Here is a 26,463-nt window from a genome sequence, read left to right on the forward strand (position 1 = left end):
TCACCCTCGCCCGGCCATGGCGATCGGGGTGGCCGGGGCCAGCCCGCCACGGCACTTGAGCACCCGCCACTGCGCCGGGTGCAGGTCGACGGCAATGCGCAGCGCGGCCGGCGACGGGTTGAGTGCCGCCTGCTGCGGGCGGCAGGCAAAGGCCAGGGTCTGGCCGGTTTCGGCAGCCACCTGCAGGCGGCGCAAGGCGCGGTCGTCGACCTGCTGCGGCCAGCACAGCACCGCGCCGCAACTGCCCGAGCGCAGGCACTGCTCGGCGGCCCACAGGGCCTCGACGCGGGAGGCCTGGATCAGCGACAGCCAGCGCAGGTCGACACCGGCTGCCAGCCAGGCGGGCGGGTACGGAATGAACGGCGGCGCCACCAGCACCACCCGTTCGCCGCTGGCAGTCAGGCGCGCCAGGCTCGGCCAGAGCAGGTGCAGCTCGCCGGCGCCCTCGGCAGCCAGCAGCAGTTCGCTGAGCGCACCCGGTGGCCAGCCGCCGCCCGGCAGCACCGCGTCCAGCGCGGCATGCCCGGTGGGTTGCAGGCCCCGGGGCTGGGCCAGCGGGCGCCCCTTCCAGACCCGCCGCTCGTCGAGCAGCCCGTCGAGGCTGACCACCGCGCCCATCAGTCGCGCCTCAACAGGCCGCAGAACACCCCTTCGATCACGAAGTCGCGTTCGGGCCCCACGTCTATCGGTGCATAGGCCGGGTTGCGCGGCAGCAGGCGGTAGTGCGTGCCTGCGCGCTGGAAGCGCTTGATGGTGACCTCCCCATCGAGCCGGGCCACCACGATCTGCCCGTCGCGGGCATCGGGCTGCTGGTGAATGCCCACCAGGTCGCCGTCGAAGATACCGTCGTCGATCATCGAGTCGCCGCGCACCTTCAGCAGGTAGGTGGGGGTACGGCTGAACAGGTGCGCATCGAGCATCAGCTGTTCGTGGATGTCCACGTCGGGCCCGATCGGGCGGCCGGCGGCCACCTGGCCCAGTACCGGGATCTCCAGCACCTCGGGGCGGCGCAGCGCACCGGCCAGGCGGATGCTGCGCGCCTGGTTGGGGGTGACTTCGATGAAGCCGGCCTCGCACAGCGCCTGGATGTGCTTGCGCGCCACGCTGCGCGAGGCAAAACCGAAGGCCTGGGCGATGTCGGCCAGGCTCGGGGGCTGCCCTTGCTGCGCGATGCGGTCGCGGATGAAGGTCAGGATGGCGGCACGTTTGAGCGATAGTCTGTTCATGGAGCACATTTGTACTCTTTTCGGGTTTATCTGACCAGCCCCGCTGATCGCCACGGCAAAATGGTTATGATGGCCCGCCGTGCAATGGAAACCGCGCCCCATGCTTGAAGCCCTGCTGTTCGACCTCGATGGCACCCTGACCGACACCGATACCCTGCATTTGCAGGCACTGCAGCAGTTGCTGCGTGAGCAGGGCCGCGAACTGAGCGAGGCCGAGTTCGACGCCCACGTCAGTGGCCGGGCCAACGCCGACATGTGCCGCTACCTGTTCCCCGGGCGCCCGGTGGCCGAGCATGAGGCATTCGCCGACCGCAAGGAGGCGCGCTTTCGTGCGCTGTCGCCGACCTTGCAGCCCACTGCCGGCCTCGAACGCCTGCTGGCGCATGCCGAGCGCAGCGGCATCGGCATGGCCGTGGTCACCAATGCGCCACGGGCCAATGCGCAGCACATGCTGGCAGCCATGGGCCTGGCCGAGCGCTTCGAGCATGTGCTGGTGGCCGAGGAACTGGCACGGGCCAAGCCCGATCCCCTGCCCTACCTCACCGGCCTGGGGCGCCTGGGGGCCAGGGCAGACCATGCGCTGGCGTTCGAGGATTCGGTGCCGGGCGTGACGGCAGCGAGCCGCGCGGGGATCCTTACCGTGGGCCTGTCGACCAGCCAGGCGCCGCAGGTGCTGCTGGAGGCCGGTGCGCAGCTGGTGGTGAAGAACTTCGACGATGAGCGCCTGTGGCAACTGATTGCGCAGATGAGCGGCTGAAGCCACCCACCGCGCCGGTTTCGCCAGCCAGGCTGGCACGTGCACCATCGGGGGTCACCTTCAAGCGGTGCACGCTCGCTGTCGGTGCACCCCTGTGCCGGCCAATTCACAAAACATGACCAACGGGTCACATTTATCCCGCCCCTCTCCTACACTGTTCAATCGACCTGATACCGTCCGGAAAACTCGATCGAAAATAGTCGAAACTTCTGCAAACCCGGTAGGTCAGCAACTAAGTAGGCCAACGACTCTGGTTACCCAGGCGCAGCCCACCCCCCACTCGTCAGCACGCCATCGGCAGGAGCGCCGGCTGGCGTAGCGCTTGCACGTGTGTCCGGGGCGTTTCACCGCATCACATGACATAGCGAGAACAACAGTACAGACATGCAGCGGGTGGGATACGCCCGCAGAACAAGGGACGGAGACAAGTATGATCAGCGCCGCTGTCGAACCTCATGCAGAGCATTTCAACCCGGATACCAGCGCGCAGGTGCGTGCTGCCCAGATCGTCACGACAGCCAAGGCCCCTGCCCTCGATACCCGGCGCAACCCGAACAAGCGCAAGGTGCTGTTCGTGACCTCGGAAATCGCCGACCTGGTCAAGACCGGCGGCCTGGGCGACGTCTCCGCCGCTCTGCCCCGCGCCATGCGCCACCTGCACGATGTACGCGTGCTGATCCCCGGCTACCCGCAGGTACTCGAAAGCGACAACCCGATCCACCTGGTGGGCGAGCTGGGCGGCCATGCCGCACTGCCCCCGTGCAAGATCGGGCGCATGGACCTGGCCGACGGCCTGGTCATCTATGTACTGATCTGCCCCGAGCTGTACCAGCGCGAAGGCACCCCCTACGGCGCCAACAATGGCCGTGACTGGCCCGACAACCATATCCGCTTCGCCCGCCTGGGCCTGGCCGCCGCCGAAATCGCCGCGGGCGAGGGGATGGTGCACTGGAAGCCCGATCTGGTGCACGCCCACGACTGGCCTGCCGGCCTGGCCCCGGCCTACATGCACTGGCGCGGCCTGAACACCCCCACCCTGTTCACCATTCACAACCTGGCCTACCAGGGGGTGGTCAGCCGCGGCTGCTGCCCGGAACTGGCGATTCCCGAACACGCCCTGCAACAGGAAGGCATGGAGTTCTACGGCAAGCTGTCGTTTCTCAAGGCCGGCCTGGCCTACTCCAGCCACATCACCACGGTCAGCGCCACCTATGCCCGGGAAATCACCACCCCGGCCTTCGGCTGCGGGCTCGACGGTTTTCTTGGCAGCAAGGCGCAGCAGGGCCTGCTCAGCGGCATCCCCAACGGCATCGACGAAAGCTGGGATTCGGCCACCGACACCCACCTGACCCACCGCTTCAGCATCAACGACTGGGAAGGCAAGGCGGCCAACAGCAGCCAGGTGCGCGAGCTGTTCGAGCTGGAGCCCTCCACCGGCCCGCTGTTCGCCGTGGTCTCGCGCCTGGTGTACCAGAAGGGCCTGGACCTGACCCTGGGGGTGGCCGAGTACATCGTCGAACAGGGCGGCCAGATCGCCATCATCGGCCGCGGCGAACCGGAGGAAGAACAAGCCATGCGCGAGCTGGCCAGCCGCTTCCCGGGCCGCGTGGGGGTGCGCATCGGCTTCAACGAGACCGACGCACGGCGCATGTTCGCCGGCAGCGACTTTCTGCTGATGCCCTCGCGCTACGAGCCCTGCGGCCTGAGCCAGATGTACGCGCAGCGCTTCGGCTCGCTGCCGGTGGCGCGCAACACCGGCGGCCTGGCCGACACCATCGAGAATGGCGTCACCGGCTTTCTGTTCGACGAATCGAGCGTGGAGAGCTACCGCGAAGCACTCTCGCGGGCCTTCTACGTATACGGCAAGAAACACCTGCTCAATGCCATGCGCTGCCTGGCCATGACCCAGCCATTCAACTGGTGTCAGGCCGTGGAACCCTATGCCCACCTGTACGAGGAACTGGTGACGCGCGCCACGCTCAACGCAGGCTGAGGAGAACTGCCGTATGCCCTTCAGGTCACAGGAACACGCGACCCACGGGGCCGTGATGCTGGACAGCCACACCACCCGCTTCGCCCTCTGGGCGCCCGATGCCCGGCAGGTGGAGGTGGAATGTGAAAACGCCGCCCCGCAACCCATGCAGCGCAGTGACGACGGCTGGTTCGTGCTGCGCCTGCCCTGCCCGGCCGGTACGCGCTATCGCTACCGTATCGACGGCGACCTGTCGGTCGCCGACCCGGCCAGCCGTGCCCAGCCCGACGGCGTGCACGGCCCCAGCCAGGTGCTGGGCACCGAATATGCCTGGCAACACCCCGACTGGCAGGGCCGCCCGTGGCACGAGGCAGTCATCTATGAAGTGCACGTGGGCCTGCTGGGCGGTTACGCCGGCGTGGCCAGGCACCTGCCGCGCCTGGCCGCACTGGGCGTGACCGCCATCGAACTGATGCCCATCGGGCAGTTTCCCGGCCAGCGCAACTGGGGCTATGACGGCGTGCTGCCGTTCGCCCCGCAAGCGAGCTATGGCACTGCGCAGCAACTCAAGGCGCTGATCGACCAGGCCCACGCGCTGGGGCTGATGGTGCTGCTGGATGTGGTGTACAACCACTTCGGCCCCGACGGCAATTACCTGCACCGTTATGCCCAGGGCTTCTTTCGCGAAGACCGGCATACGCCCTGGGGCGCGGCCATCGATTTTCGTCGCCGCCAGGTGCGCGACTTCTTCATCGAGAACGCCCTGATGTGGCTGCACGACTACCGCTTCGACGGCCTGCGCCTGGATGCGGTGCACGCCATCGACGACCCTGACTTTCTGCATGAGCTGGCCCGCCGCGTGCGCGCCAGCACCGCACCGGGCCGGCAGGTGTGGCTCACCCTCGAGAACGAGCGCAACCAGGCGCACCTGCTCCAGGAGGGCTACGACGCCCAGTGGAACGACGATGGCCACAACGCCCTGCACGTGCTGCTGACCGGCGAGCAGGAAGGCTACTACGTCGATTACCGCGAGGCGCCGCTGAACAAGCTGGCGCGTTGCCTGAGCCAGGGGTTCGTGTTCCAGGGCCAGCCGGACCGCAACGGTGAACCGCGTGGCGAAGCCAGCGGCCACCTGCCGCCCAGTGCCTTCGTGCTGTTTCTGCAGAACCATGACCAGATCGGCAACCGCGCGCTGGGCGAGCGGCTCGAGCGCCTGTGCCCGCCCCAGGCCCTGCGCGCCGCCACCGGGCTGCTGTTGCTGGCACCGATGATCCCGCTGCTGTTCATGGGCGATGACTGGGGGTGCCGCCAGCCCTTCCTGTTCTTCACCGATCACCACGACGACCTTGCCACCGCCGTGCGCGAAGGCCGACGCGCCGAGTTCAAGGGGTTCAAGGCCTTCGCCGACCCCGAGCAACGGGCGCGCATCCCCGACCCGAACGCCGCCCAGACCTTCCTCGACTCGCAACCGCAATGGGGCGAGGACAGCGAGCAGTGGGTGGCGCTGTACCGTCGCCTGCTGTACCTGCGCCACCAGCACATCATCCCGCGCCTGCCGGGCACCCGCGCCCTGGGCGCCCAGGTGGTCGGCGGCCAGGGCGTGAGCGCCCGCTGGCAACTGGGCGATGGCAGCGAGCTGCGCATCGACCTCAACCTCGGCCAGCAGCCACTGGCCCTGGACCTGCCGGCCCGCGAGCGGCACCTGTTCGAAAGTTGCGAACTGCCCCCGGGCCCACCCTGCCTGCCGCCGTTGAGCTGCGTGGTGAGCCTGACCCCTTCCTGCCCCACGGAGCCTGTGCATGCCTGACCTACCCTTGCTGCAACTGGCCGAACGCGCTGGCCTGGCGGTGGACTGGATCGACGCCAACGGGCGCGCCCAGCGTGTCAGCGAACCGGTCCTGCGGCGCATCCTGGCCGCCCTTGGCCACCCGGCCGCCGACGACATCGCCATCGCCAACAGCCTCAAGGCCCTGGAAAAAGCCCACGATTCCCGTCACCTGCCGCCACTGCTGACGGTCGACCAGCACCAGCCGCTGGACCTGTCGCGCTACTTCGCGGCCAACAGCCGCTGCGAGGTGCAGCACGAGGACGGCACCCGCCAGCAGCTGCAGCTGGATGCCCAGGCCCTGCTGCCGCCAGGGCTGCCACTGGGGTATCACCAGCTGCATATCGACGCCACCACCTTCACCCTGGCCGTGGCCCCGGCGCAGTGCTACAGCCTGGCCGATGCGCTGGGCACCCCGCACCCACGGTGCTGGGGCCTGAGTGCCCAGCTGTACAGCCTGCGCCGCCCGGGCGACGGCGGGCTGGGCGACTGCCTGGCACTGGAGGGCCTGGCACGCAGCGCCGCCGAGCGTGGCGCCACGGCCCTGGCCATCAGCCCGGTGCACGCCATGTTCACCCGCAACCACCCCAGCTACAGCCCGTATTCGCCGTCCAGCCGGCTGTTTCTGAACAGCCTGTATGCCAGCCCCCAGGCAGTGATCGACGAGCGCACGGTGCGCATCACGGTCCAGGCCCTGGGCCTTGAGGCCCAGCTCGAACAGCTCGAAGGCCTGCCGTTGATCGACTGGCCACGGGCGGCCGGGGCACGCCAGCAGATATTGCAGGCGCTGTACCAGGGCTTTATCAAGGGCGAGCAACCGCAGCGCGCCGACTTCGACAGCTTTCGCCACGCCGGCGGCCAGGCGCTGGAAGACCACTGCCGCTTCGAAGCGCTGCTCGATGCCGCCGCCGAACGCGGCGAAAGCCAGGACTGGCGCCAGTGGCCGGCCGCCTGGCTCGACCCGCGCAGCGCCGAGATTGCCGCGTTTGCCGCCGACCACGTCGAGCAGATCGGCTTCTATGCCTTCTGCCAGTGGCTGATCGCACGCAGCCTGGAACGTGCCCAGGAAGCGGCGCGCGGCAGCGGCATGGCGGTGGGCCTGATCGCCGACCTCGCGGTGGGGGCCGACGGCACCGGCAGCCAGGCCTGGAGCCGCCAGGACGAGCTGCTGGCCGAGCTGCACGTCGGCGCCCCGCCCGACATCCTCAACCGATCGGGGCAAAGCTGGGGCATCTGCGCGTTCTCCCCCGAGGGCCTGCGCCGCAACGGCTACCGCGCCTTCATCGAGATGCTGCGGGCCAACTTCGCCCACGCCGGGGGCCTGCGCATCGACCATGTGATGGGCCTGCAGCGCCTGTGGCTGATCCCCCAGGGCGCCGCCCCCAGCGAAGGCGCCTACCTGCACTACCCACTGGACGACCTGCTGCGCCTGCTGGCCCTGGAGTCGGTGCGCCACAAGGCCATCGTGCTCGGCGAAGACCTGGGCACGGTGCCCGAAGGCCTGCGCGAAAAGCTCGCGGCCCGCGCGATCCTGGGCATGCGTGTGCTGCTGTTCGAGCAGGACCCGCCCGGGCAGTTCACCCCCATCCTCGACTGGCCCGACAACGCCCTGGCCACCACCAGCACCCACGACCTGCCCCCGCTGGCAGGCTGGCTGCAGGCCCGCGACATCGACTGGGGCCAGCGCCTGGGGGCGATCGACGCGATCACCGAGCGCGACTGGCGCGACAGCCGCCAGCATGAAATCCAGGGCCTGCGTCGCCTGCTGCACAGCAGCTACGGCGACACCAGCAGCGAAGCCGACACCCTGATCGACGCCAGCCTGCGCCTGCTCGGGCATACCCGCGCGCCGCTGGTGCTGGTACCGCTGGAAGACCTGCTGGGCGTGGACGAACAACCCAACCTGCCCGGCACCGTCGACACCCACCCCAACTGGCGCCGCCGCTTCGCGTTGCCCGCCGCACAGCTGCTGGACGACAGCGATGCGGCGCGACGCCTCGAGCTGCTGGCCCAGGCCCGTGAACAAGCCTTCGAGCGTGACCGATGAACAGCCTCACCGCCACACTGCGCCTGCAATTTCATGCCGACTTCAGCCTCGACGATGCGGTGCCGCTGGTGCCCTACTTCGCCCGGCTGGGCATCAGCCACCTGTACGCCTCGCCCCTGTTGCAGGCGCGGCCCGGTTCGCGCCACGGCTACGACGTGGTCGACCCGACCCGGGTGAGCCCCGAACTGGGTGGCGAGGCGGCGCTGGAACGCCTGGTGGCCGCGCTGCGCCAGCACGGCATGGGCCTGATCCTGGACATCGTGTCCAACCACATGGCCGTGGGCGGCGCACACAACCCCTGGTGGCAGGACCTGCTGGCCTGGGGCCGGCGCAGCCCCTACGCCGAGTTCTTCGACATCCAGTGGCATTCGCCCGACCCGTTGCTCAAAGGCCAGTTGCTGTTGCCGTTCCTGGCCAGCGACTATGGCGCAGTGCTGCAGGCCGGGGAAATCCCGCTGCGTTTCGACGCCCGCCACGGGCGCTTTCACATCGAGCACCACGAGCACCGCTTCCCGATCAGCCCGCCGGACTATGCGCGCATCCTGTGCGTCAGCGGCCACCCCGAGCTGAGCGAGCTGGGGGCACGCTTTGCCGCCTTCGAGGGCCAGCGCCACGCCCCGGCCAACGTCGAGGCGGTGCACCAGGCCCTGGCCGAACTGGCCCGCGAGCTGCGCATCGGCCAGGCCATCGACCAGGTACTGGCCGCCTTCGACGGGCGCACCCCCAGCGGTTTCGAGCACCTGCATCAACTGCTCGAACAGCAGCACTACCGCCTGGCCAGCTGGCGCACCGCCGGTGACGACATCAACTGGCGGCGCTTTTTCGACGTCAACGAGCTGGGCGGCCTGCGCGTGGAGCGCCCGGCGGTGTTCGAGGCCACCCATGCCAAGGTGTTCGAGCTGATCGAGCGCGGCCTGGTCGACGGCCTGCGCATCGACCACATCGACGGCCTGGCCGACCCGCGCGGTTACTGCCGCAAGCTGCGCCGACGCGTCGACGGCCTGCTCCCACGCCGGCCGCTGAGCGCTGCGCTCGAGCACTTTCCGATCTACGTGGAGAAGATCCTCGGCCCCGGCGAGCGCCTGCACGACGACTGGCGGGTGGACGGCAGCACCGGCTACGAATTCATGAACCAGGTCTCGCTGCTGCAGCATGACCCGCAGGGCGAAGCCGAACTGACCGCGCTGTGGCACGACCTGAGCGAGCGCCCGGCGTTCGTCGAGGAACTGCGCCTGGCCCGCCAGCTGGTGCTCAATGCCAGCCTGGCCGGCGACTTCGAATCGGTGGCCCAGGCCCTGCTGCAGGTGGCGCGCAACGACATCATGAGCCGCGACCTGACCCTGGGCGCCATCCGCCGCGCGTTGCAGGCGCTGGTGGAGCACTACCCGGTGTACCGCACCTACATCAATGCCTGCGGGCGCCCGGCGATGGACGAGGGGTTCTTCCAGCAGGCCCTGGCCGATGCGCGTTCGAGCCTGGGCGAAGCCGACTGGCCGCTGCTGGACTACCTGCAGCGCTGGCTGGGCGGCCAGCCCTGGCGCGAGCTGGGCCCGGGGCGGGCGCGCAAGCAGTTGCGCCACGCCTGCGTGCGCTTCCAGCAGCTGACCTCGCCCACCGCCGCCAAGGCCGTCGAAGACACCGCCTTCTATCGCTCGGCGGTGCTGTTGTCGCGCAACGACGTGGGCTTCGACGCCGAGCGCTTCAGCGCACCGGCCGAGGCCTTCCATGCCAGTTGCCAGCAACGCCTGGCGCACTTCCCCGACAACCTGCTGGCCACCGCCACCCATGACCACAAGCGTGGCGAAGACTGCCGCGCACGCCTGGCGGTGATCAGCGAACGCAGCCACTGGTTCTGCCAGCGCGTGGAGCTGTGGCGTGAACTGGCCTCGCCCCTGCGCACACAACTGGCCGATGGCGTGGCACCGAGTGCCGGCGATGAACTGCTGCTGTACCAGACCCTGCTCGGCAGTTGGCCGATGACGCTGCGCTGCGATGACACCCAGGCCTTGCGCGGCTACGCCGAACGCCTGCGCCAATGGCAGCGCAAAGCCCTGCGCGAGGCCAAGCTGCGCAGCAGCTGGAGCGCCCCCAACGAGGCCTACGAGCAGGCCTGCGCACGCTTCATCGACGCCCTGCTGCTGGAGCCGCAATGCCAGCAGCTGCGCCAGTCGGTGGCCCAGGCGGCGCAGGCCCTGGCCTGCCCGGGCGCGCTCAACAGCCTGGTGCAGAGCCTGCTGCGCATGACCGTGCCGGGGGTGCCCGACCTGTACCAGGGCAACGAATGCTGGGACCTGAGCCTGGTCGACCCGGACAACCGCCGCGCGGTGGACTACGCCGCGCGCCGCCAGGCCCTGGACGACAGCCTGCCCCCCACCGAACTGCTCGGGCACTGGCAGGACGGGCGGGTCAAGCAGGCCCTGATCGCCCAGGTGCTGGAGCAGCGCCGGGCCTACCCCGAGCTGTTTCGCCACGGCCGCTACCAACCCCTGGAGGTACGCGGCAAACACGCCGAGCGGGTGCTCGCCTTTGCCCGTATCGGCGAGGCGCAACGTGCGGTGGTGGTGGTACCGCGGCTGGCCTCGGGCCTGCTGGGCAACGCCACGCAACCCTTGATCCCGGCACAGAACTGGGACGATACCCGTGTGCTTTTACCGTTCGCCTTGTGCGCTGCCAATTGCACGGGACTTTTCGCCCAGGGCGCAGTCACACCCTCTAACGAGCTGTGGCTGAGCACTGCGCTCAAAGCCTTCCCCGTCAATCTCTTCATAGAACAGACTGAGTCATCAGGAGCGTCGAGATGAGTGCTGAGGAAAAACGTATCCGCGAATTCGCCTACCAGATCTGGGAGTCGGAAGGTAAACCCGAAGGCCAGGAGGAGCGTCACTGGGAGATGGCACGCAAGTTGGCCGAAGCCGAGGCCATTGCGCCCAAGGCCGCCCCGCGCAAGCCCCGTACCACCCCGCCAGGCGCACCGCCGGTAGCCCCTGGCGCCAAGCCAAAGCCCGGCGCCGCCGCGTCCAAGGCCAAGCCGCCGGCCCCTGCGGCCAAGCCCGACCCGGCAAAGAAGCCGCGTACCGCGAAGAAGCCCGCCACGCCCTGACGCCGCCGTACCTTGCGTCACTACCGCCCCGGGGCAGCGCAACGCTGCCCCGGCGCCCAGTGCGTCGCCTTTCGCCCCCCAAGGATCGCTACAAGGATTGCCATGACCCAGCCCAAGTCCAAACACAACACCCAGCCCGACGCCATTGAACCTTCGCGCATCCGCGAGGGCCTGCCCTTCCCCCTGGGCGCCACCTGGGACGGCCTGGGTGTGAACTTCGCACTGTTCTCGGCCAACGCCACCAAGGTCGAACTGTGCCTGTTCGACGCCAGCGGCGAACATGAGCTCGAGCGCATCGAACTGCCCGAGTACACCGACGAGATCTACCACGGCTACCTGCCCGACGCGCACCCGGGGCAGATCTACGGCTACCGCGTGTACGGCCCCTACGAGCCGCAGAACGGGCACCGTTTCAACCCCAACAAGCTGCTGATCGACCCGTATGCCAAGCAGCTGGTCGGCGAGCTGCGCTGGTCCGAGGCGTTGTTCGGCTACACCATCGGCCACCCCGATGGCGACCTCAGTTTCGACGAGCGTGACAGTGCGCCGTTCGTGCCCAAGTGCAAGGTCATCGACCCGGCCTACACCTGGGGCCGCGACCAGCGCGTGGGCGTGCCGTGGGACCGTACCGTGTTCTACGAAGCGCACGTGCGCGGCATCAGCATGCGTCACCCGGCGGTGCCGGAAGCGGCGCGCGGTACCTTCGCCGGGCTGATGAACGACGAGCTGCTGGGGCACATCAAGGGCCTGGGCGTCAGCTCCATCGAGCTGCTGCCGATCCACGCCTTCGTCAACGACCAGCACCTGCTGCAAAAGGGCCTGAACAACTACTGGGGCTACAACAGCATCGCCTTCTTCGCGCCCCACCCGCGCTACCTGGCCAACGGCAAGATCGCCGAGTTCAAGGAGATGGTCGCGCACCTGCACGACGCCGGCCTGGAGGTGATTCTGGACGTGGTCTACAACCACACCGCCGAAGGCAACGAGCAGGGCCCCACGCTGTCGATGCGCGGTATCGACAACGCCTCGTACTACCGCCTGATGCCCGACGACAAGCGCTACTACATCAACGACTCGGGCACCGGCAACACCCTGGACCTGAGCCACCCCTGCGTACTGCAACTGGTCACCGACTCGCTGCGCTACTGGGCAGGCGAGATGCACGTTGATGGCTTTCGCTTCGACCTGGCGACCATCCTGGGCCGCTACCACGAAGGCTTCGACGAGCGGCACAGCTTTCTGGTGGCCTGTCGCCAGGACCCGCTGCTGAGCCAGGTCAAGCTGATTGCCGAACCCTGGGACTGCGGCCCCGGTGGCTACCAGGTGGGCAACTTCGCGCCGGGCTGGGCCGAATGGAACGACCGCTTTCGCGACACCGTGCGCGCCTTCTGGAAAGGCGACGAAGGCCAGCTGGCAGACTTTGCCGCGCGCATGACCGCCTCCGGCGAGTTGTTCAATCGCCGCGGCCGGCGCCCCTATGCCTCGGTCAACTTCATCACCGCCCACGACGGCTTCACCCTGCGCGACCTGGTGTCGTACAACGACAAGCACAACGAGGACAACGACGAGAACAACCAGGACGGCAGCAACAACAACATCTCCTGGAACCACGGGGTCGAGGGGCCCACCGACGACCCCGAGATCAACAGCCTGCGCCAGCGCCAGATGCGCAACTTCTTCGCCACCCTGCTGCTGGCCCAGGGCACGCCGATGATCGTGGCCGGCGACGAGTTCAGCCGCACCCAGCACGGCAACAACAACGCCTACTGCCAGGACAGCGAGATCGGCTGGATCAACTGGGACCTGGACGAGCAAGGCAGCGCCCTGCTCAAGTTCGTCAAGCGCCTGACCAAGCTGCGCCTGGCCTACCCGATCCTGCGCCGCAGCCGCTTCCTGGTGGGCGACTACAACGAGGCGATCGGGGTCAAGGACGTGACCTGGCTGGCGCCGGACGCCAGCGAGATGAGCGTGGAACAGTGGGAAGACCCGCAAGGGCGCTGCCTGGGCATGCTCATGGACGGGCGCGCGCAGGTCAGCGGCATCCTGCGCCCGGGGGCAGACGCCACCTTGCTGCTGATCGTCAACGCGCACCACGACGGCGTGGACTTCACCCTGCCCGACGTGCCCGAGGGCGAGTACTGGAACTGCCTGATCGACACCGACCGGCCGCAGCTGCGCAAGGCCCAGCGCCTGGAATTCGGCAGCGTGTTCAACGTCACCGGACGCTCGTTGCTGCTGTTGGAACTGCAACGGGACGAGGACGCCTGACGCTTTAGCAATCATTCGAAATAGCCAGCCGCGTTGTCATTCGCAACGCGGCTATGCCCATTCAGTAACCGCTATTTTTCAACCGCTTACCCCCTCCAACACGGCCATCACAAAATAATCACACAATCTTGACGCCTGCCTGCGACTCTCCTTAGCTACACCTAGAACCACCGTGTTCAACTTCATTCCGGGCCTCTGGCACGCGGCTTTGCGCGCGCCATGGGGCAGGTTTGCTGGTTTGGGTCGCTCTCTGTTCCTGCCTTACAGCCCGTGACATCAGGCCAGACCTTTGGCTGTAACACACAGAGGAGATCGGCCATGAAAAGCGCACCCTGCCCTTCGGGGCTCGAGTATGTTTTCTACGCACTGTCGACGTCGCTGCTGCTGGCAACCCCGCTCGAAAGCCTGGCGGCGGGGCTGGAAGACGACGACCCGATGTTCAACCCGGCACACGGCCTGGCGCTGCCGTCGCTGGTCCCGGCCAGCGTGTCGGGGCTGAGCCTGGGCACGCTGGGGGCGTTTTCCGAGCGCCTGGCAGAGCGCACGGCGGTACTCGGCGACGAAGGCATTGCCAGCCAGTGGGCGCAGTTCTTTCCCACCCCGGTCAGGACCGCCCCGCAACGCTTGGATGCCCCCAACCAGAACCTGCAGATCGCCCCCGACCTGTTCGTGCGGGAAACCGCCGGCGGCAACACCCACCGCGCCGGGATCTTCATGGGCCACAGCAACCTGCAGGGCGGTCTGGACAATCGCCGGCCACAGCTGGGCGACAAGCAGAACGCCGTGCGCCTGGAAGGGCAAAGCCTGGGCATGTACTGGAGCCTGCAGCATGACCAGGGCTGGCATGTGGATGCGGTGGCCATGGGCACCCGTTTCGACGCCAGCGGGCGCGGCAGCGACGGCGAACGGCTCGATGGCAACGGCCACGCGCTGACCTTCTCGGTGGAGGGCGGCTTCCCCATCGGCCTGGGCAAGCACTGGGTGATCGAGCCCCAGGCGCAGTTGATCAACCAGCAGTACTACCCCGGCAACGACGCCCAGGCCCAGACCCTGCAGGCCTATGACAGCCAGCCGAGCTGGACCGGCCGGGTGGGGGCGAAGCTGTCGGCCCGCTACGAGGTGCGCGGCATGCCCATCGAACCCTATGTGCGCACCAACGTGTGGTACGACTTCTCGAATGCCGACACGGTGAGCCTGGACAAGGTCGACAAGATCAGCAGCGGACGCAACGCCACCACCGTGGAGGTGGGCCTGGGCCTGGTGGCACGGGTGACGCCCAAGGTGGCGCTGTTTGTCAGTGCCGATTACAGCAGCGACGTGGACGACAACGACTTGAACGGGTTGATCGGCAACCTGGGGGTGCGTGTGCGCTGGTGAGCGGCGCTGAATGCATCGCGGGTCAGGCCCGCGATGCGACACGCATACCCCCGTCAACCTGAGGTTGACAGCTTATGTATACTGGCCGGCCATGCCCTCGCCAAGGACACCCCAGCGCATGACCGAAAACAGCTTCGCCTTTCGCCTCAAGGAACTGCTCGAACACCACAAGCTGACGCTGCAGGCGGTAGGCACGGCCCTGGGGATCTCGCGCACCGCCGTGCACAAATGGACCCGCGGCGGCGAGATCGACTACGCCAACCTGCGCAAGCTGGCCGACTTTCTCAAGGTCAACTGGATCTGGCTGCGCTACGGCGAAGAAGCCCTGCAGGACGTGCAGCAGACCCAGGTGGTGGAGCTGCCGATGACCGACCTGCGCCGGCGCTACACCGCCGAGATCATGGAGAGCGAAACCCGCATGAAGCTGGCCCAGGAAGGCGCCCGCATCGTGACCTGGGAATGGAACCTGATCAGCGACGAACTCACCTACTCGCCCAACGTCGAGGCCGTGTACGGCTGGCAGGTGATCCGCAACGAAGACTTCTGGGTGCACCTGCCCCCCGAGGACGTCGAGATGCTGCAGGCGCTGTACAGCAAGACCCTGCTCGAAGGCGAAGGCTGCGAGTGCGACTTTCGCATCTATCGCCCCGACGGCGAGATGCGCTGGATCGCCTCCCGCGCCACGGTGGTGCGCGACAGCGCCGGGCGCGCGGTGAAGATGGTCGGCATCAGCATGGACAACACCGAGCGCAAGGTCGCCGAAGAGCAACTGCGCAACAGCGAGGAACGTTTTCGCGCCATCTTCGAACTGGCCTGGGGCGCGCTGGCCTACATCGACCCGGACGGCACCTGGCAGCGGGTCAACGGCAGCTTCTGCGAGCTGCTGGGCTACAGCGCCGAAACGCTGTACGGCATGACCTTCCAGCAACTGACCCACCCCGACGACCTGGCCGCCAACCTGCAGTTGCTGCAGCGCCTGCTGGCCGGCGAGATCGAGCGCTACGAAGTGGAAAAGCGCGTGCGCCACAAGCAGGGCCACTACATCTGGGTACGTGCACGTACCGCCCTGCAGCGCCGCCAGGACGGCCAGCCGCAGCATCTGATCAGCGTGTTCGAGGACATCGGCGCCGAACGCCTGGAACGCGAACGCCTGCAGGCACGTATCGAGGCGCTTGAAGCACAGCGCGGGGCTTCGCAGGCATGAGCCGCTTCGTGGGGGTGTTTCACCTGCGAAGCCGGCATGCCGTGGACAGGGGCTTCAAGGTGCACGCGCTACACAGCGACAATCATGCCGATGCGCACCTTGAAGCGGGCGACATACGCAATGAACAGGGCTACCAGGACGATCAGACCTGCGACTTCACCGTGATCGAGATTGCCAGCACTGCCCAGGCGCCCAGGCGCCTGAGCTGGCTGGAGCGCATCACGGGCAAGCTGCATGCATGACCCCATCCCTGATCTGACTGCGGGGCGCACATGAGCCGCTTTGTCGCTGTGTTTCACCACTGGCATATCACCAAACGCAACCTTGGCTTCGAGGTGCACAGCCTGGCAGGTCGCGATCAGGCACAGGCGCACCGCGAAGCCTGCGCACGGTTGGCCGATCAGGAAGTGAGCGATATCGTGCGCTGCGCCTTCACCCTGGTTGAGATCGGCGCGCATGAACACGTTGCGCGCCCGCTGAGCTGGCGCGAGCGCATCACCGGGCGTTTCGAGGGGCGTGGCTAGAGGCAGGTGGCCAACGCCGCCATGCGCCGCTGGGCCAATGCATCGTCCTTGAGGGTGTAGAACTTGACCACCGTGCCGCCGGCTTCGGCGCGCACATCGGCGAAGTATTCGGCATCGCGTGTCGACACCGTGGCCCCACCGTTGGGGCCGGCGTCGAGGTAGCCGCTGGCATCCACGCCGAAGACGGCTTCGTCCTGCCAACCGAACTGGATGCACTCGGCCACCAGCGGCTCGGCCTTGGCCGAGGTGAAGGTCTTGTGCGGTGCGCCCAGGCGAGCCTGGTTCATCGTCGACGAGGCGCATCCGGCCAGCACCAGTGCCGTACCCAATAGCATTGCTGCGCGCATGGTTGTCTCTCCCGTTGGTTGTGTGTCGGCAGTACCGGGCTCTTCGCTGGCCCTGCAGAAGCTGGCCTTGCCAGCGAAGAGGCCTGGCCTGCTGATTGAAAAAGGAGCGACTGTAGCATTGCCCCAGCCCCCGGTGAGAGAATGCCGCGCAGAAAAACGGACCCTCCCCCCCTGTGCCAAGGAACAGCACCATCCGAATCCTCTCGCTCGCCCTCATCGTCTCTACCCTCGCCCTCACCAGCTGCGGCACCATGATGCGCGGTGGGTACTGCGCCGAATGTGCATCCCCAGGCATGTACCGGGGCGTGCGCAACAACTTCTCGTTCCTGTTCAGCGCCACCTCGGCGCAGTTCTGCTGGCCGCTGATCGTGTGCCCGCTGGCGTTTATCGTCACCGCGCCCGTGGATATCGTGATCGATACCGCGATGATCCCCGCCGACCTCTCGCGCTGAGTGCCAAACAATCGAATCCCTCTATAGGTTCATCGACAAGGTCGATTAGTCACAAATTAAGTAAGGGCATAAACTGCCCCCGAATGCGCGCAATTCACCCACGATAGAAAGGGTCTTGGCGCGCACCCTCTGTGACTAGCCTGCATACCACTTACCGATCCTGACGCTGATCTCGGCGGGCCTGCGCGTGCGCGGCCGATTCTGGAGCTCGTTTGTACAAGGAGATAACCATGGGACTGGGCAGAAGACAGTTCTTCAAGCTGTGCACCGTCGGCGCTGCCACCGCCACTGCGGCTAGCCTGGGCTTTGCCCCGGGCATGGCCCAGGCCACCCAATCACGCCAGTACAAGCTGCTGCGCGCCAAGGAAACCCGCAACAACTGCACCTACTGCTCGGTGGGTTGCGGCGTGCTGATGTACAGCCTTGGCGACGGCGCCAAGAACGCCAAGGCGCGTATCTTCCACATCGAAGGCGACCCCGATCACCCGGTCAGCCGCGGCTCGCTGTGCCCCAAGGGCGCGGGCCTGGTGGACTACATCCACAGCGAACAACGCCTGCTCTACCCCGAATACCGCGCCCCTGGCTCGGACAAATGGCAGCGCATCAGCTGGGATCACGCCATCGAGCGCATCGCACGCCTGATGAAGGACGACCGTGACGCCAACTTCATCGAGAAGAACGACAAGGGCACCACGGTCAACCGCTGGCTGAGCACCGGCATGCTGTGCAGCTCGGCCGCCAGCAGCGAAACCGGCTCGCTGGACCAGCGCTTCACCCGCGCCCTGGGCATCCTGGGCACCGACAGCCAGGCCCGTGTGTGCCACGCCCCTACCGTCTCGGCCCTGGCGCCGACCTTCGGGCGCGGCGCCATGACCAACAACTGGGTCGACATCAAGAACGCCAACGTGGTGCTGATCATGGGCGGCAACCCCGCCGAGGCGCACCCGGTGGGCTTCAAGTGGGTGATCGAGGCCAAGATCCGCAATGGCGCCAAGGTCATCGTGGTGGACCCGCGCTTCAACCGCAGCGCCGCCGTGGCCGACATCTACTCGCCGATCCGCGCCGGCTCCGACGTGACCTTCCTGATGGGCGTGGTCAACTACCTGATCACCCACGACAAGATCCAGCACGACTACGTGCGCGCCTACACCAACGCCAGCCTGATCGTGCGCGAGGACTACAGCTTCGACGACGGCCTGTTCAGCGGCTACGACCCGGCCAAGCGCAGTTACGATCGCAGCTCCTGGACCTACGAGCTGGACGCCGACGGCTTCGCCAGGCGCGACATGACCCTGAGCCACCCGCGCTGCGTGTGGAACCTGCTCAAGACCCACGTCAGCCGCTACACCCCGGACATGGTCACCAACATCTGCGGCACGCCCAAGGCCGACTTCCTGCAGATCTGCGAGATCCTCGGTACCACCAGTGCCCCGGACAAGACCGCCACCTTCCTCTACGCCCTGGGCTGGACCCACCACACCAACGGCGCGCAGATGATCCGAGGCTCGGGCATGATCCAGCTGCTGCTGGGCAACATCGGCATGGCCGGTGGCGGGGTCAACGCCCTGCGCGGCCACTCCAACATCCAGGGCTACACCGACCTGGGCCTGCTCTCGCTGCGCCTGCCCGGCTACATGAACCTGCCATCGGATGCGCAGACCGACCTGGCCACCTACCTCAAGCAGACCACGCCCAGCGCGGTGCTGCCCGACCAGGTCAACTACTACAAGCACACCCCCAAGTTCTTCGTCAGCCTGATGAAGAGCCTGTGGGGCGACAAGGCCACCAAGGACAACGACTGGGGCTTCGACTGGCTGCCCAAGTGGGACGACAGCTACGACGTGCTCAACTACAGCAACCGCATGTACGAGGGCAAGGTCAACGGCTACATCGCCCAGGGCTTCAACCCGGTGGCGGCGTTCCCGGACAAGAACAAGGCCCAGGCCGCGCTGGAGAAACTCAAGTTCCTGGTGATCATCGACCCGCTGGCCACCGAGACCTCGAGCTTCTGGCAGAACCACGGCGAGGAGCACGACGTGGACACCGCGGCGATCCAGACCGAAGTGTTCCGCCTGCCCTCCTCCTGCTTTGCCGAGGAAGACGGCTCGATCGTCAACTCTGGGCGCTGGCTGCAATGGCACTGGGCCGGCGCTGCGCCGCCCGGCGAGGCCTGGCACGACGGCAAGATCCTCGGCCACCTGTTCCTGAAGATCCGCGAGCTGTACGAGAAGGAAGGCGGTGCCAACCCCGCGCCGATCCTCAACATGGCCTGGGACTACGCCGACCCGTTCGACCCCAAGCCCGAGGAAGTGGCCAAGGAATCCAACGGCCGCGCCCTGGCCGACCTGCACGACGAACAGGGCAACCTGATTCTGCGCAAGGGCCAGTTGCTCGACGACTTCTCGCAGCTGCGCGACGACGGCACCACTGCCAGCTTCAACTGGATCTTCGCCGGCTCCTGGACCGAAAAGGGCAACCAGATGGCACGGCGCGACAACGCCGACAGCGGCCTGGGCTGCACCCCGGGCTGGGCCTGGGCGTGGCCGCAGAACCGGCGCATTCTCTACAACCGCGCCTCGGCCGACCCCCAGGGCAAGCCGTGGGACCCCAAGCGCAAGCTGATCGGCTGGGACGGGGCGCGCTGGAGCGGCGTGGACGTGCCGGACTTCGCCGTCACCGCTGCACCGGGCAGCAACACCAACCCGTTCATCATGCTGCCTGAAGGCCTGGGCCGGCTGTTCTCGGTGGGCGCGATGAACGACGGGCCGTTCCCCGAACACTACGAGCCCACCGAAAGCCCGCTGGCGAACAACCCGCTGCACCCGAACGTGACCTACAGCCCCACCGCGCGGGTGTACGAAAGCGATCGCAAGCGCATGGGCAGCCGCGAGCAGTTCCCGTATGTGGCCACCACCTACTCGATCACCGAGCTGTTCCGCCACTGGACCAAGCATGCGCGGCTCAACGCCATCGTGCAGCCCGAGCAGTTCATCGAGATCGGCGAGAAGCTGGCCGCCGACAAGGGCATCGTGCAGGGCGACCTGGTGCGCGTCAGCACCCAGCGTGGCTACATCAAGGCCAAGGCCGTGGTGACCAAGCGCATCCGCCGCCTGGCCATCGACGGGCAGGACGTCGACACCATCGGCATCCCCTGCCACTGGGGCTATGAAGGCACCACGCGCAAGGGCTTTCTGGCCAATACCCTGACCCCGGGGGTGGGCGATTCCAATACCCACACGCCGGAATACAAGGCGTTTCTCGTGAACATCGAAAAGGCCTGAGGGAGCGAACTTCATGTCCATGCAATCCCAAGACATCATCAAGCGCTCGGCCACCAACGTGCTGACCCCGGCCCCGCGCGCGCGCGACCACCAGGCCGAAGTGGCCAAGCTGATCGACGTGAGCATCTGCATCGGCTGCAAGGCCTGCCAGGTGGCCTGCAACGAGTGGAACGACCTGCGCGACGAGGTCGGCCACAACGTCGGCGTGTACGACAACCCGGCCGACCTGTCGGCCGAAACCTGGACGCTGATGCGCTTCGATGAAGTCGAAGATGAAAGCGGCAAGCTCGAATGGCTGATCCGCAAGGACGGCTGCATGCACTGCGCCGACCCGGGCTGCCTGAAGGCCTGCCCGCAACCGGGGGCGATCATCCAGTACGCCAACGGCATCGTCGACTTCCAGTCCGACCACTGCATCGGCTGCGGCTACTGCATCGCCGGCTGCCCGTTCGATGTGCCGCGCATCAGCAAGAAGGACAACAAGGCCTACAAGTGCACCCTGTGCGTGGACCGCGTGTCGGTCGGCCAGGAGCCGGCCTGCGTCAAGACCTGCCCCACCGGGGCGATCAACTTCGGCAGCAAGCAGGACATGCTGCACCAGGCCAGCGAGCGCGTGACCGAGCTGCAGGGCCGCGGCTTTGCCGGCGCCGGCATCTACGACCCGCAGGGCGTGGGCGGCACCCACGTGGTGTACGTGCTGCAGCACGCCGACAAGCCGCACCTGTACCACAAGCTGCCCACCGACCCGCGCATCAGCAGCGCCATCCATGGCTGGAAGGGCTGGCTCAAGCCGGTGGCGGCCGTGGCCTTCTTCGCTACCCTGGCCGGCACCCTGTTCCACTACGTGGGCGTGGGGCCGAACGAGGTCGAGGAAGCCGACGAGAAACACGAGGAGGACACCCACGCATGAACAAGGACAAACTGATCCTGCGCACCCGCTTCATCGAGCGTGCCAGCCACTGGGTAATGGTGCTGTGCTTCCTTGCCGTGGCCCTGTCGGGGCTGTCGTGGTTCTTCCCGTCGCTCAACGGGCTCAACGCCGTGTTCGGCACCCCGCAGCTGGCGCGCATCCTGCACCCGTTCTTCGGGGTGGTGGTGTTCCTGCTGCTGGCGTTCCTGTTCGTGCGCTTCGTCAAGTACAACCTGCCCGAACGTGAAGACCTCGCGTGGTTCAGGAACGTGCGCCAGGTGCTGGCCGGCGAGCACGAGCCGGCGCTACAGATCGGCAAGTACAACGCCGGGCAGAAGATCCTGTTCTGGGGAATCATGGGCCTGATCAGCGTGCTGCTGGTCAGTGGCGTGGTGATCTGGCGGCCTTACTTCGCGCCGTGGTTCAGCATCCCGTCGATTCGCATCGGCCTGCTGGTACACGCCATTGCCGGCATCTGCCTGATCCTGCTGATCATCGGCCATGCGTACCTGGCGTTCTGGGTCAAGGGTTCGATTCGCGGCATGGTCACCGGGTATGTGAGCCGCAGCTGGGCCAAGACCCACCATGACCGCTGGTACCGGCAGATCAGCAACAAGCAGAGCGGGAGTGGCAAGCAGCAATGAACAGCATCCAGATGACCCCTGCCGAGCAGCGTAGCGCCGGCGTTGGCGAAATACCTGCCGTGCTGCTGCCGACCCTGGGCGAGCGCTACCGCCAGCGCGCCACCCGCCTGCGTCAGCTGGCCGAGGGGCACCCGATGGCCGACTACCTGCGGTTCGTGGCACAGGTGGCCGATGCCCAGCAGCAATTGCTCGAACGCCTGCCGCTACCGGCAACGCTGGTGAGCAGCCTGGCCGGGCGGGTAGCCGCCGGCAAGGCGCCGCTGGCCTGGGCCAGCCTGCCGCGCGATGCCTACTGGCAGCAACTGTTGCGCGGGCTTGGCGAGCACATCGAACACGCCACCCTGCAGGGCCTGTGTGCGCAGGGCGAGGCCGCCCTGGACGTGGCGGCCGATGCGTTGCTGGCAGGCCGCTTCAGCGAAATCGACAGCGGTCAGGCGCTGTTCCTGTGGGCCGCCCTGTCGCTGTACTTCACCCAGCTGGCGGCGCACCTGCCCGCCATCGGCAATGCCGGCGTGGGCGAGCAGCGCCAGCATTGCCCGGTGTGCACCGGGGCGCCGGTGGCCAGCGTGATCATGACCGGTGCCCAGGCCGGGCTGCGCTACCTGCACTGCGGGTTGTGCGAGAGCCGCTGGCACATGGTGCGGCTCAAGTGCAGCAACTGCGAAGAGACCGGCAGCCTGGACTACTGGTCGCTGGATACCCATGAAACCGCGATCAAGGCCGAGAGCTGCGACGACTGCCACAGCTACCTGAAGGTGTTCTACCCCGAGCACGAGCGCGACCTTGAGCTGGTGGCCGATGACCTGGCCTCGATCGCGCTGGATGCCGAGGTGGAGCGCCAGGGGTTCGATCGCAGCGGCGTGAACCCGTTTCTGTTCCCGGGCTAGAGCGGGTACTGCATCAGCCAGTGTGATTTGCCCCAGGCCTGGAACTGCTCGAGGTACTGCCACCCCCGCTTGTGGTAGTACTCGGCGCGGTCGTGGGTGTGCAGGTAGAGGTGCGTGTGCCCCAGGGCCCTGGCCTTGGTGCAGATGCCCTCGATCAGCGTTTCGGCCAGGCCTTGGCCGCGGGCTTGCGGGCTGACGAACACGCAGGCCAGCCAGGGGCTCAGGTCGGGCCGCAGGGGCAGGTCGTCGCGGGCCAGTGAAGCGCTGCCCAGCAGGTTGTCGTCATCCAGCGCCAACAGGCTGTACAGGCTGCCGTCAGTCTGGCCATGGGCGAATTCCTGTTGCCATTGGGCCAGCGGTACATCGGCGTATTCGTAGGCGAACTGCTCGTGCAGCCAGCGGGCCAGGGTATCGCTGTGGTGTGGGTGGTTGCTGAGCCAGTCGATCATGGGTGTGCTCTGGGCGTTGGGGGGATGCAAAGGTACACCGAATTGGATGAGGGGTGTGGCCACCTGCATCTACACTTGTCAGTGCCACCGCACCTTCCCGGAGGACCGCGCCATGCCCCACTCTGACGTCGTGATCATCGGCGCCGGGCCCACCGGCCTGGTCCTGGCCCTGTGGCTGAGCAAGCTGGGCATCTCGGTACGCATCCTCGACAGGACCAGCGCCGCCGGCACCACCTCCCGCGCGCTCGCCGTGCAAGCCCGCACCCTGGAGCTGTACCGCCAGCTGGACCTGGCCGACGCGGTCGTTGGCGCCGGCCACCAGGTGCCCGCCGCCAACCTCTGGGTCAAGGGCGAGCCCGCCGCACGCCTGCCTTTGGACAGCATCGGCGCCAACCTCACGCCCTACCCCTTTCTCGAAATCTACCCGCAGGACCAGCACGAGAACCTGCTGATCGAGCGCCTGCGCGGCCTTGGCGTGGAGGTCGAACGCAGCACCGAACTGCTCGGTTTCACCCAGCACGACACCACCGTCAGCGCACGCCTGCGCCTGCCCGACGGCAGCGAGCAAGACTGCGAGGCGCATTACCTGGCCGGCTGCGACGGCGCCCATTCGGCCGTGCGCAACGGCCTGCATGTCGACTTCCCCGGCGGCACCTACCAGCAGTTGTTCTACGTGGCCGACGTGGATGCCAGCGGCCCGCCCATGAACGGCGAGCTGCACGTGGACCTGGACGAGGCGGACTTTCTGGCGGTGTTCCCGCTGGCCGGCGCAGGCCGCGCGCGGTTGATCGGCACGGTGCGCGACGCACGCGCCGAACACCCCGAGCAACTGCGTTTCGAGGATGTCAGCCAACGTGCCATCGAGCACCTGCACTTGCAGGTGCTCAAGGTCAACTGGTTTTCCACCTACCGCGTACACCATCGCGTGGCCGGGCATTTCCGCCAGCAGCGCGCCTTCCTGCTCGGCGACGCCGCGCACGTGCACAGCCCGGCCGGCGGCCAGGGCATGAACACCGGCATCGGCGATGCAATCAACCTGGCCTGGAAGCTGTGCAGCGTACTCAAGGGCAAGGCCCACGACGACCTGCTCGACAGCTACCCGGTCGAGCGCATGGCCTTCGCCCGGCGCCTGGTGGCCACCACCGACCAGGTGTTCACCTTCGCTACCGCCGATGGCAGCATCGCCAACCTGTTGCGTACGCGCCTGGCACCGGTGCTGATACCGCGCATGGCGGCATTCGCCAAGGCGCGCAGCCTGCTGTTTCGCACGGTCTCGCAACTGGGCCTGAACTACCGCCTGATGCCGCTGAGCTTCGGCAGCGCCGGCCATGTGCAGGGCGGCGACCGCCTGCCCTGGGTGGTGACGCAGGAACACGACAATTTCAGCGCGCTGTCGCACCTGGGCTGGCAGGTGCACGTGTACGGCCTGGCCAGCAAGGAACTGAGCGCCTGGTGCGCCGCACGCCAGCTGCCACTGCAGGTTTACCCCTGGTCGGCCGCCTGCACGGCGGCCGGCCTGGCACGCAACGCGCTGTACCTGCTGCGCCCCGACAGCTACGTGGCGCTGGCCGAACCCTCGGCCTCCACCGCCGCCGTGGAGCGCTACTTCAGCGAGCGGGGCCTGCGCCCCTGGTGAGGTGCTTACGCCGGTTTGTCGGCGCCCAGCACCCCGGCATAGCGGTAGGTGGTCACGCAACACAGCACCAGGCCGCTGACCGCGACCGCGCCGCCCACCAGGCCGATGTCGCCAAGGCCCATGTGGGTACTGACCAGGCTGCCCAGCAATGCTCCGCCACCGATGCCCACGTTGTACAGCCCCGAGAACATGGCCATGGCCACGTCGGTGGCATCGGAAGCCAGCACCAGTACCTTCGATTGCAGGACCAGGCTGAAACACATGATCGCCATGCCCCATACCATGCTCAGCGCGCAGAGCAGGGTCGGGTTGACTGCCAGCGGGGCCAGCAGCAACAGGCTCAGGGCGATGGCGCCGATGGCGCCAATCGCGAACCCCCGCGGGAAACGCTCGCTGTAGCGACTGAACAGGATCGAGCCGAAGATGCCCGCCCCGCCATACAGCAACAGCAGGATGGTGGTCATTTCGCCGCTCATCGCCGCGACCTGCTGGCTGAACGGCTCGATGTAGCTGTAGGCGGTGAACTGCGCGGTGATGCCCAGCACCACCAACGCATACACCGAGAGCAGCGCCGGCCGCTTGAGCAGCATCGGCAGGCTGCGCAGCGAACCGGAGTTCTGGCTGGGCAGGCGCGGCAGCGAGCGCATCAGCCAAAGCAACGTCAGTACCGAGACCCCGGCGATGCCCATGAAGGTGGTGCGCCAGCCCAGCGCCTCGCCCACCACTCGCCCCAGCGGAATGCCCAGCACCATGGCCAGGGTGGTGCCGGTGGCCAGCACCCCGAGGGCCTTGGCCTGCTTGCCCGGCGGCGCCACCCGCACCGCCAGCGACGCGGTGATGGCCCAGAACACCGCGTGGGCCAGTGCGATACCGATGCGGCTGAACAGCAGCATGCCGAAGCTGGTGGCCATGCTCGACAGCACATGGCTGGCAATGAACAGCACGAACAGGAACGCCAGCAGCTTGCGCCGCTCGATGTTGCGGGTCATCAGCATCATCGGCAGCGAGGCCAGCGACACCACCCAGGCATAGATGGTCAGCATCAGCCCGACCTGGGCGGTGGGCATGTCGAAGCTGCGGCCGATATCGCTGAGCAGGGCCACCGGCACGAACTCGGTGGTGTTGAAGATGAATGCAGCCAGGGCCAGCGCGAAAACGCTGAGCCAGCTGCCATTACGGGTATCTGCGGGGTTGTTCATCGGACGGGGCAAGGCTCCGGGGCGGGCGCGTCAGACGCGACCCTGGGTTCAATGAAACCTGCGCGGCAAAAGGCGCGCAGGCAAAAGCCACCCCTGGGCCGGCGGCCTGGGTGTTGCGCTGCAGAAGGTTGTTATAGGTAGGTGCGGGTCGCAGGCCCGATGGTACGTCATGCGTCGGGGGGGCGACAATAACGCTCGCCGCGCCGCGCCGGCCCCACCGATGAAACTTGCCACGGACATGCAGTGTCTTTGTCATGAGCCCGTAGTAGTGCAAAGCCTGACAAGGGCTGCAGCATTGTCCGATGGTCAGGGTTTACCGACACACGCCTAATCGGGGTCCCTTGAGTACCGGATCTGC

At 67.2% G+C, this 26,463-nt stretch carries 22 protein-coding genes; 17 read left to right on the top strand and 5 right to left on the bottom strand.

The genetic code is table 11. The features are described 5' to 3' along the window. Window positions 1-618: a translesion DNA synthesis-associated protein ImuA gene (gene imuA / locus LOY33_RS14545; RefSeq protein ID WP_043862945.1), complete on the bottom strand. Its 618-nt coding sequence runs from the start codon at window positions 616-618 to the stop codon at window positions 1-3. After that, window positions 618-1,235 carry a transcriptional repressor LexA gene (lexA, locus tag LOY33_RS14550; protein ID WP_258659150.1) on the bottom strand — a complete coding sequence of 206 codons (618 nt, stop codon included), beginning with the start codon at window positions 1,233-1,235 and terminating at the stop codon, window positions 618-620. The genes imuA and lexA overlap by 1 nt, the downstream gene beginning before the upstream one ends. Before the next feature lie 91 nt (window positions 1,236-1,326). On the opposite strand from lexA, the gene LOY33_RS14555 reads away from it, so the two are divergent. The 11 genes from LOY33_RS14555 to LOY33_RS14605 all read left to right on the top strand — a co-directional run bounded on the left by LOY33_RS14555 (window position 1,327) and on the right by LOY33_RS14605 (window position 16,300). Beyond that, window positions 1,327-1,983, top strand: coding sequence for an HAD family phosphatase (locus LOY33_RS14555; protein ID WP_258659153.1), 657 nt, complete (start codon window positions 1,327-1,329; stop codon window positions 1,981-1,983). A 430-nt stretch (window positions 1,984-2,413) separates the two neighbouring features. Beyond that, window positions 2,414-3,976 (top strand): glycogen synthase GlgA, encoded by a 1,563-nt coding sequence (gene glgA / locus LOY33_RS14560; RefSeq protein ID WP_058541106.1) that lies wholly within the window; start codon window positions 2,414-2,416, stop codon window positions 3,974-3,976. Between the two features lie 13 nt (window positions 3,977-3,989). Beyond that, complete coding sequence (treZ, locus tag LOY33_RS14565; RefSeq protein WP_258659157.1) at window positions 3,990-5,762, top strand: malto-oligosyltrehalose trehalohydrolase; 1,773 nt, start codon at window positions 3,990-3,992, stop codon at window positions 5,760-5,762. After that, window positions 5,755-7,827, top strand: a complete 2,073-nt coding sequence (malQ, locus tag LOY33_RS14570; protein WP_054915393.1) for a 4-alpha-glucanotransferase — start codon at window positions 5,755-5,757, stop codon at window positions 7,825-7,827. Before treZ ends, malQ begins: the two co-directional genes overlap by 8 nt. After that, on the top strand, window positions 7,824-10,628 hold the full coding sequence (locus tag LOY33_RS14575) for a malto-oligosyltrehalose synthase (RefSeq protein ID WP_258659161.1): 2,805 nt from the start codon (window positions 7,824-7,826) through the stop codon (window positions 10,626-10,628). The genes malQ and LOY33_RS14575 overlap by 4 nt, the downstream gene beginning before the upstream one ends. Beyond that, window positions 10,625-10,927 (top strand): DUF2934 domain-containing protein, encoded by a 303-nt coding sequence (locus LOY33_RS14580; RefSeq protein WP_043862952.1) that lies wholly within the window; start codon window positions 10,625-10,627, stop codon window positions 10,925-10,927. Before LOY33_RS14575 ends, LOY33_RS14580 begins: the two co-directional genes overlap by 4 nt. A 102-nt stretch (window positions 10,928-11,029) precedes the next feature. Continuing rightward, window positions 11,030-13,195 (top strand): glycogen debranching protein GlgX, encoded by a 2,166-nt coding sequence (gene glgX, locus LOY33_RS14585; protein WP_043862953.1) that lies wholly within the window; start codon window positions 11,030-11,032, stop codon window positions 13,193-13,195. A gap of 318 nt (window positions 13,196-13,513) precedes the next feature. Further along, complete coding sequence (locus LOY33_RS14590) at window positions 13,514-14,572, top strand: autotransporter outer membrane beta-barrel domain-containing protein (RefSeq protein WP_253086986.1); 1,059 nt, start codon at window positions 13,514-13,516, stop codon at window positions 14,570-14,572. 118 nt (window positions 14,573-14,690) lie between these two features. Further along, entirely contained in the window at window positions 14,691-15,776 is a 1,086-nt protein-coding gene (locus LOY33_RS14595) for a helix-turn-helix transcriptional regulator (RefSeq protein WP_054915396.1), read from the top strand. After that, the gene (locus LOY33_RS14600; protein WP_043862956.1) at window positions 15,773-16,018 is read left to right on the top strand and encodes a hypothetical protein; all 246 of its coding nucleotides are present in this window, start codon (window positions 15,773-15,775) and stop codon (window positions 16,016-16,018) included. The genes LOY33_RS14595 and LOY33_RS14600 overlap by 4 nt, the downstream gene beginning before the upstream one ends. Before the next feature lie 30 nt (window positions 16,019-16,048). Further along, window positions 16,049-16,300, top strand: a complete 252-nt coding sequence (locus LOY33_RS14605) for a hypothetical protein (RefSeq protein ID WP_043862957.1) — start codon at window positions 16,049-16,051, stop codon at window positions 16,298-16,300. Here LOY33_RS14605 and LOY33_RS14610 read toward each other — a convergent pair. Next, window positions 16,297-16,647, bottom strand: a complete 351-nt coding sequence (locus LOY33_RS14610; RefSeq protein ID WP_043862958.1) for a hypothetical protein — start codon at window positions 16,645-16,647, stop codon at window positions 16,297-16,299. The two genes, LOY33_RS14605 and LOY33_RS14610, sit on opposite strands and share 4 nt — an antisense overlap. 173 nt (window positions 16,648-16,820) lie before the next feature. Between LOY33_RS14610 and LOY33_RS14615 the strand changes: the two genes are divergently transcribed. The 5 genes from LOY33_RS14615 (at window position 16,821) to fdhE (ending at window position 22,821) form a co-directional block, all read left to right on the top strand. Then, window positions 16,821-17,099, top strand: a complete 279-nt coding sequence (locus LOY33_RS14615; protein ID WP_116054465.1) for a YceK/YidQ family lipoprotein — start codon at window positions 16,821-16,823, stop codon at window positions 17,097-17,099. Between the two features lie 230 nt (window positions 17,100-17,329). Further along, window positions 17,330-20,380 (top strand): formate dehydrogenase-N subunit alpha, encoded by a 3,051-nt coding sequence (gene fdnG, locus LOY33_RS14620; protein ID WP_258659174.1) that lies wholly within the window; start codon window positions 17,330-17,332, stop codon window positions 20,378-20,380. Between the two features lie 19 nt (window positions 20,381-20,399). Continuing rightward, window positions 20,400-21,290 (top strand): formate dehydrogenase subunit beta, encoded by an 891-nt coding sequence (gene fdxH / locus LOY33_RS14625; protein WP_269210608.1) that lies wholly within the window; start codon window positions 20,400-20,402, stop codon window positions 21,288-21,290. Next, a complete protein-coding gene (locus LOY33_RS14630) occupies window positions 21,287-21,934 on the top strand; it encodes a formate dehydrogenase subunit gamma (protein WP_043862960.1) in 648 nt (215 codons plus the stop codon). Before fdxH ends, LOY33_RS14630 begins: the two co-directional genes overlap by 4 nt. After that, complete coding sequence (gene fdhE, locus LOY33_RS14635; protein ID WP_043862961.1) at window positions 21,931-22,821, top strand: formate dehydrogenase accessory protein FdhE; 891 nt, start codon at window positions 21,931-21,933, stop codon at window positions 22,819-22,821. Before LOY33_RS14630 ends, fdhE begins: the two co-directional genes overlap by 4 nt. On the opposite strand, the gene LOY33_RS14640 is transcribed toward fdhE, so the two are convergent. Then, window positions 22,818-23,270 carry a GNAT family N-acetyltransferase gene (locus LOY33_RS14640; RefSeq protein ID WP_258659176.1) on the bottom strand — a complete coding sequence of 151 codons (453 nt, stop codon included), beginning with the start codon at window positions 23,268-23,270 and terminating at the stop codon, window positions 22,818-22,820. The two genes, fdhE and LOY33_RS14640, sit on opposite strands and share 4 nt — an antisense overlap. Before the next feature lie 112 nt (window positions 23,271-23,382). Here LOY33_RS14640 and LOY33_RS14645 point away from each other — a divergent pair, with 112 nt between their 5' ends. Beyond that, window positions 23,383-24,906, top strand: a complete 1,524-nt coding sequence (locus LOY33_RS14645) for an FAD-dependent oxidoreductase (protein WP_078480176.1) — start codon at window positions 23,383-23,385, stop codon at window positions 24,904-24,906. 5 nt (window positions 24,907-24,911) lie between these two features. Here LOY33_RS14645 and LOY33_RS14650 read toward each other — a convergent pair whose 3' ends face one another. Then, the gene (locus LOY33_RS14650; RefSeq protein WP_088515397.1) at window positions 24,912-26,105 is read right to left on the bottom strand and encodes a sugar transporter; all 1,194 of its coding nucleotides are present in this window, start codon (window positions 26,103-26,105) and stop codon (window positions 24,912-24,914) included. Window positions 26,106-26,463: the final 358 nt, after the last annotated feature.

It is taken from the genome of Pseudomonas sp. B21-036 (assembly GCF_024748925.1).
In the GTDB taxonomy this organism is placed as follows: domain Bacteria; phylum Pseudomonadota; class Gammaproteobacteria; order Pseudomonadales; family Pseudomonadaceae; genus Aquipseudomonas; species Aquipseudomonas palmensis.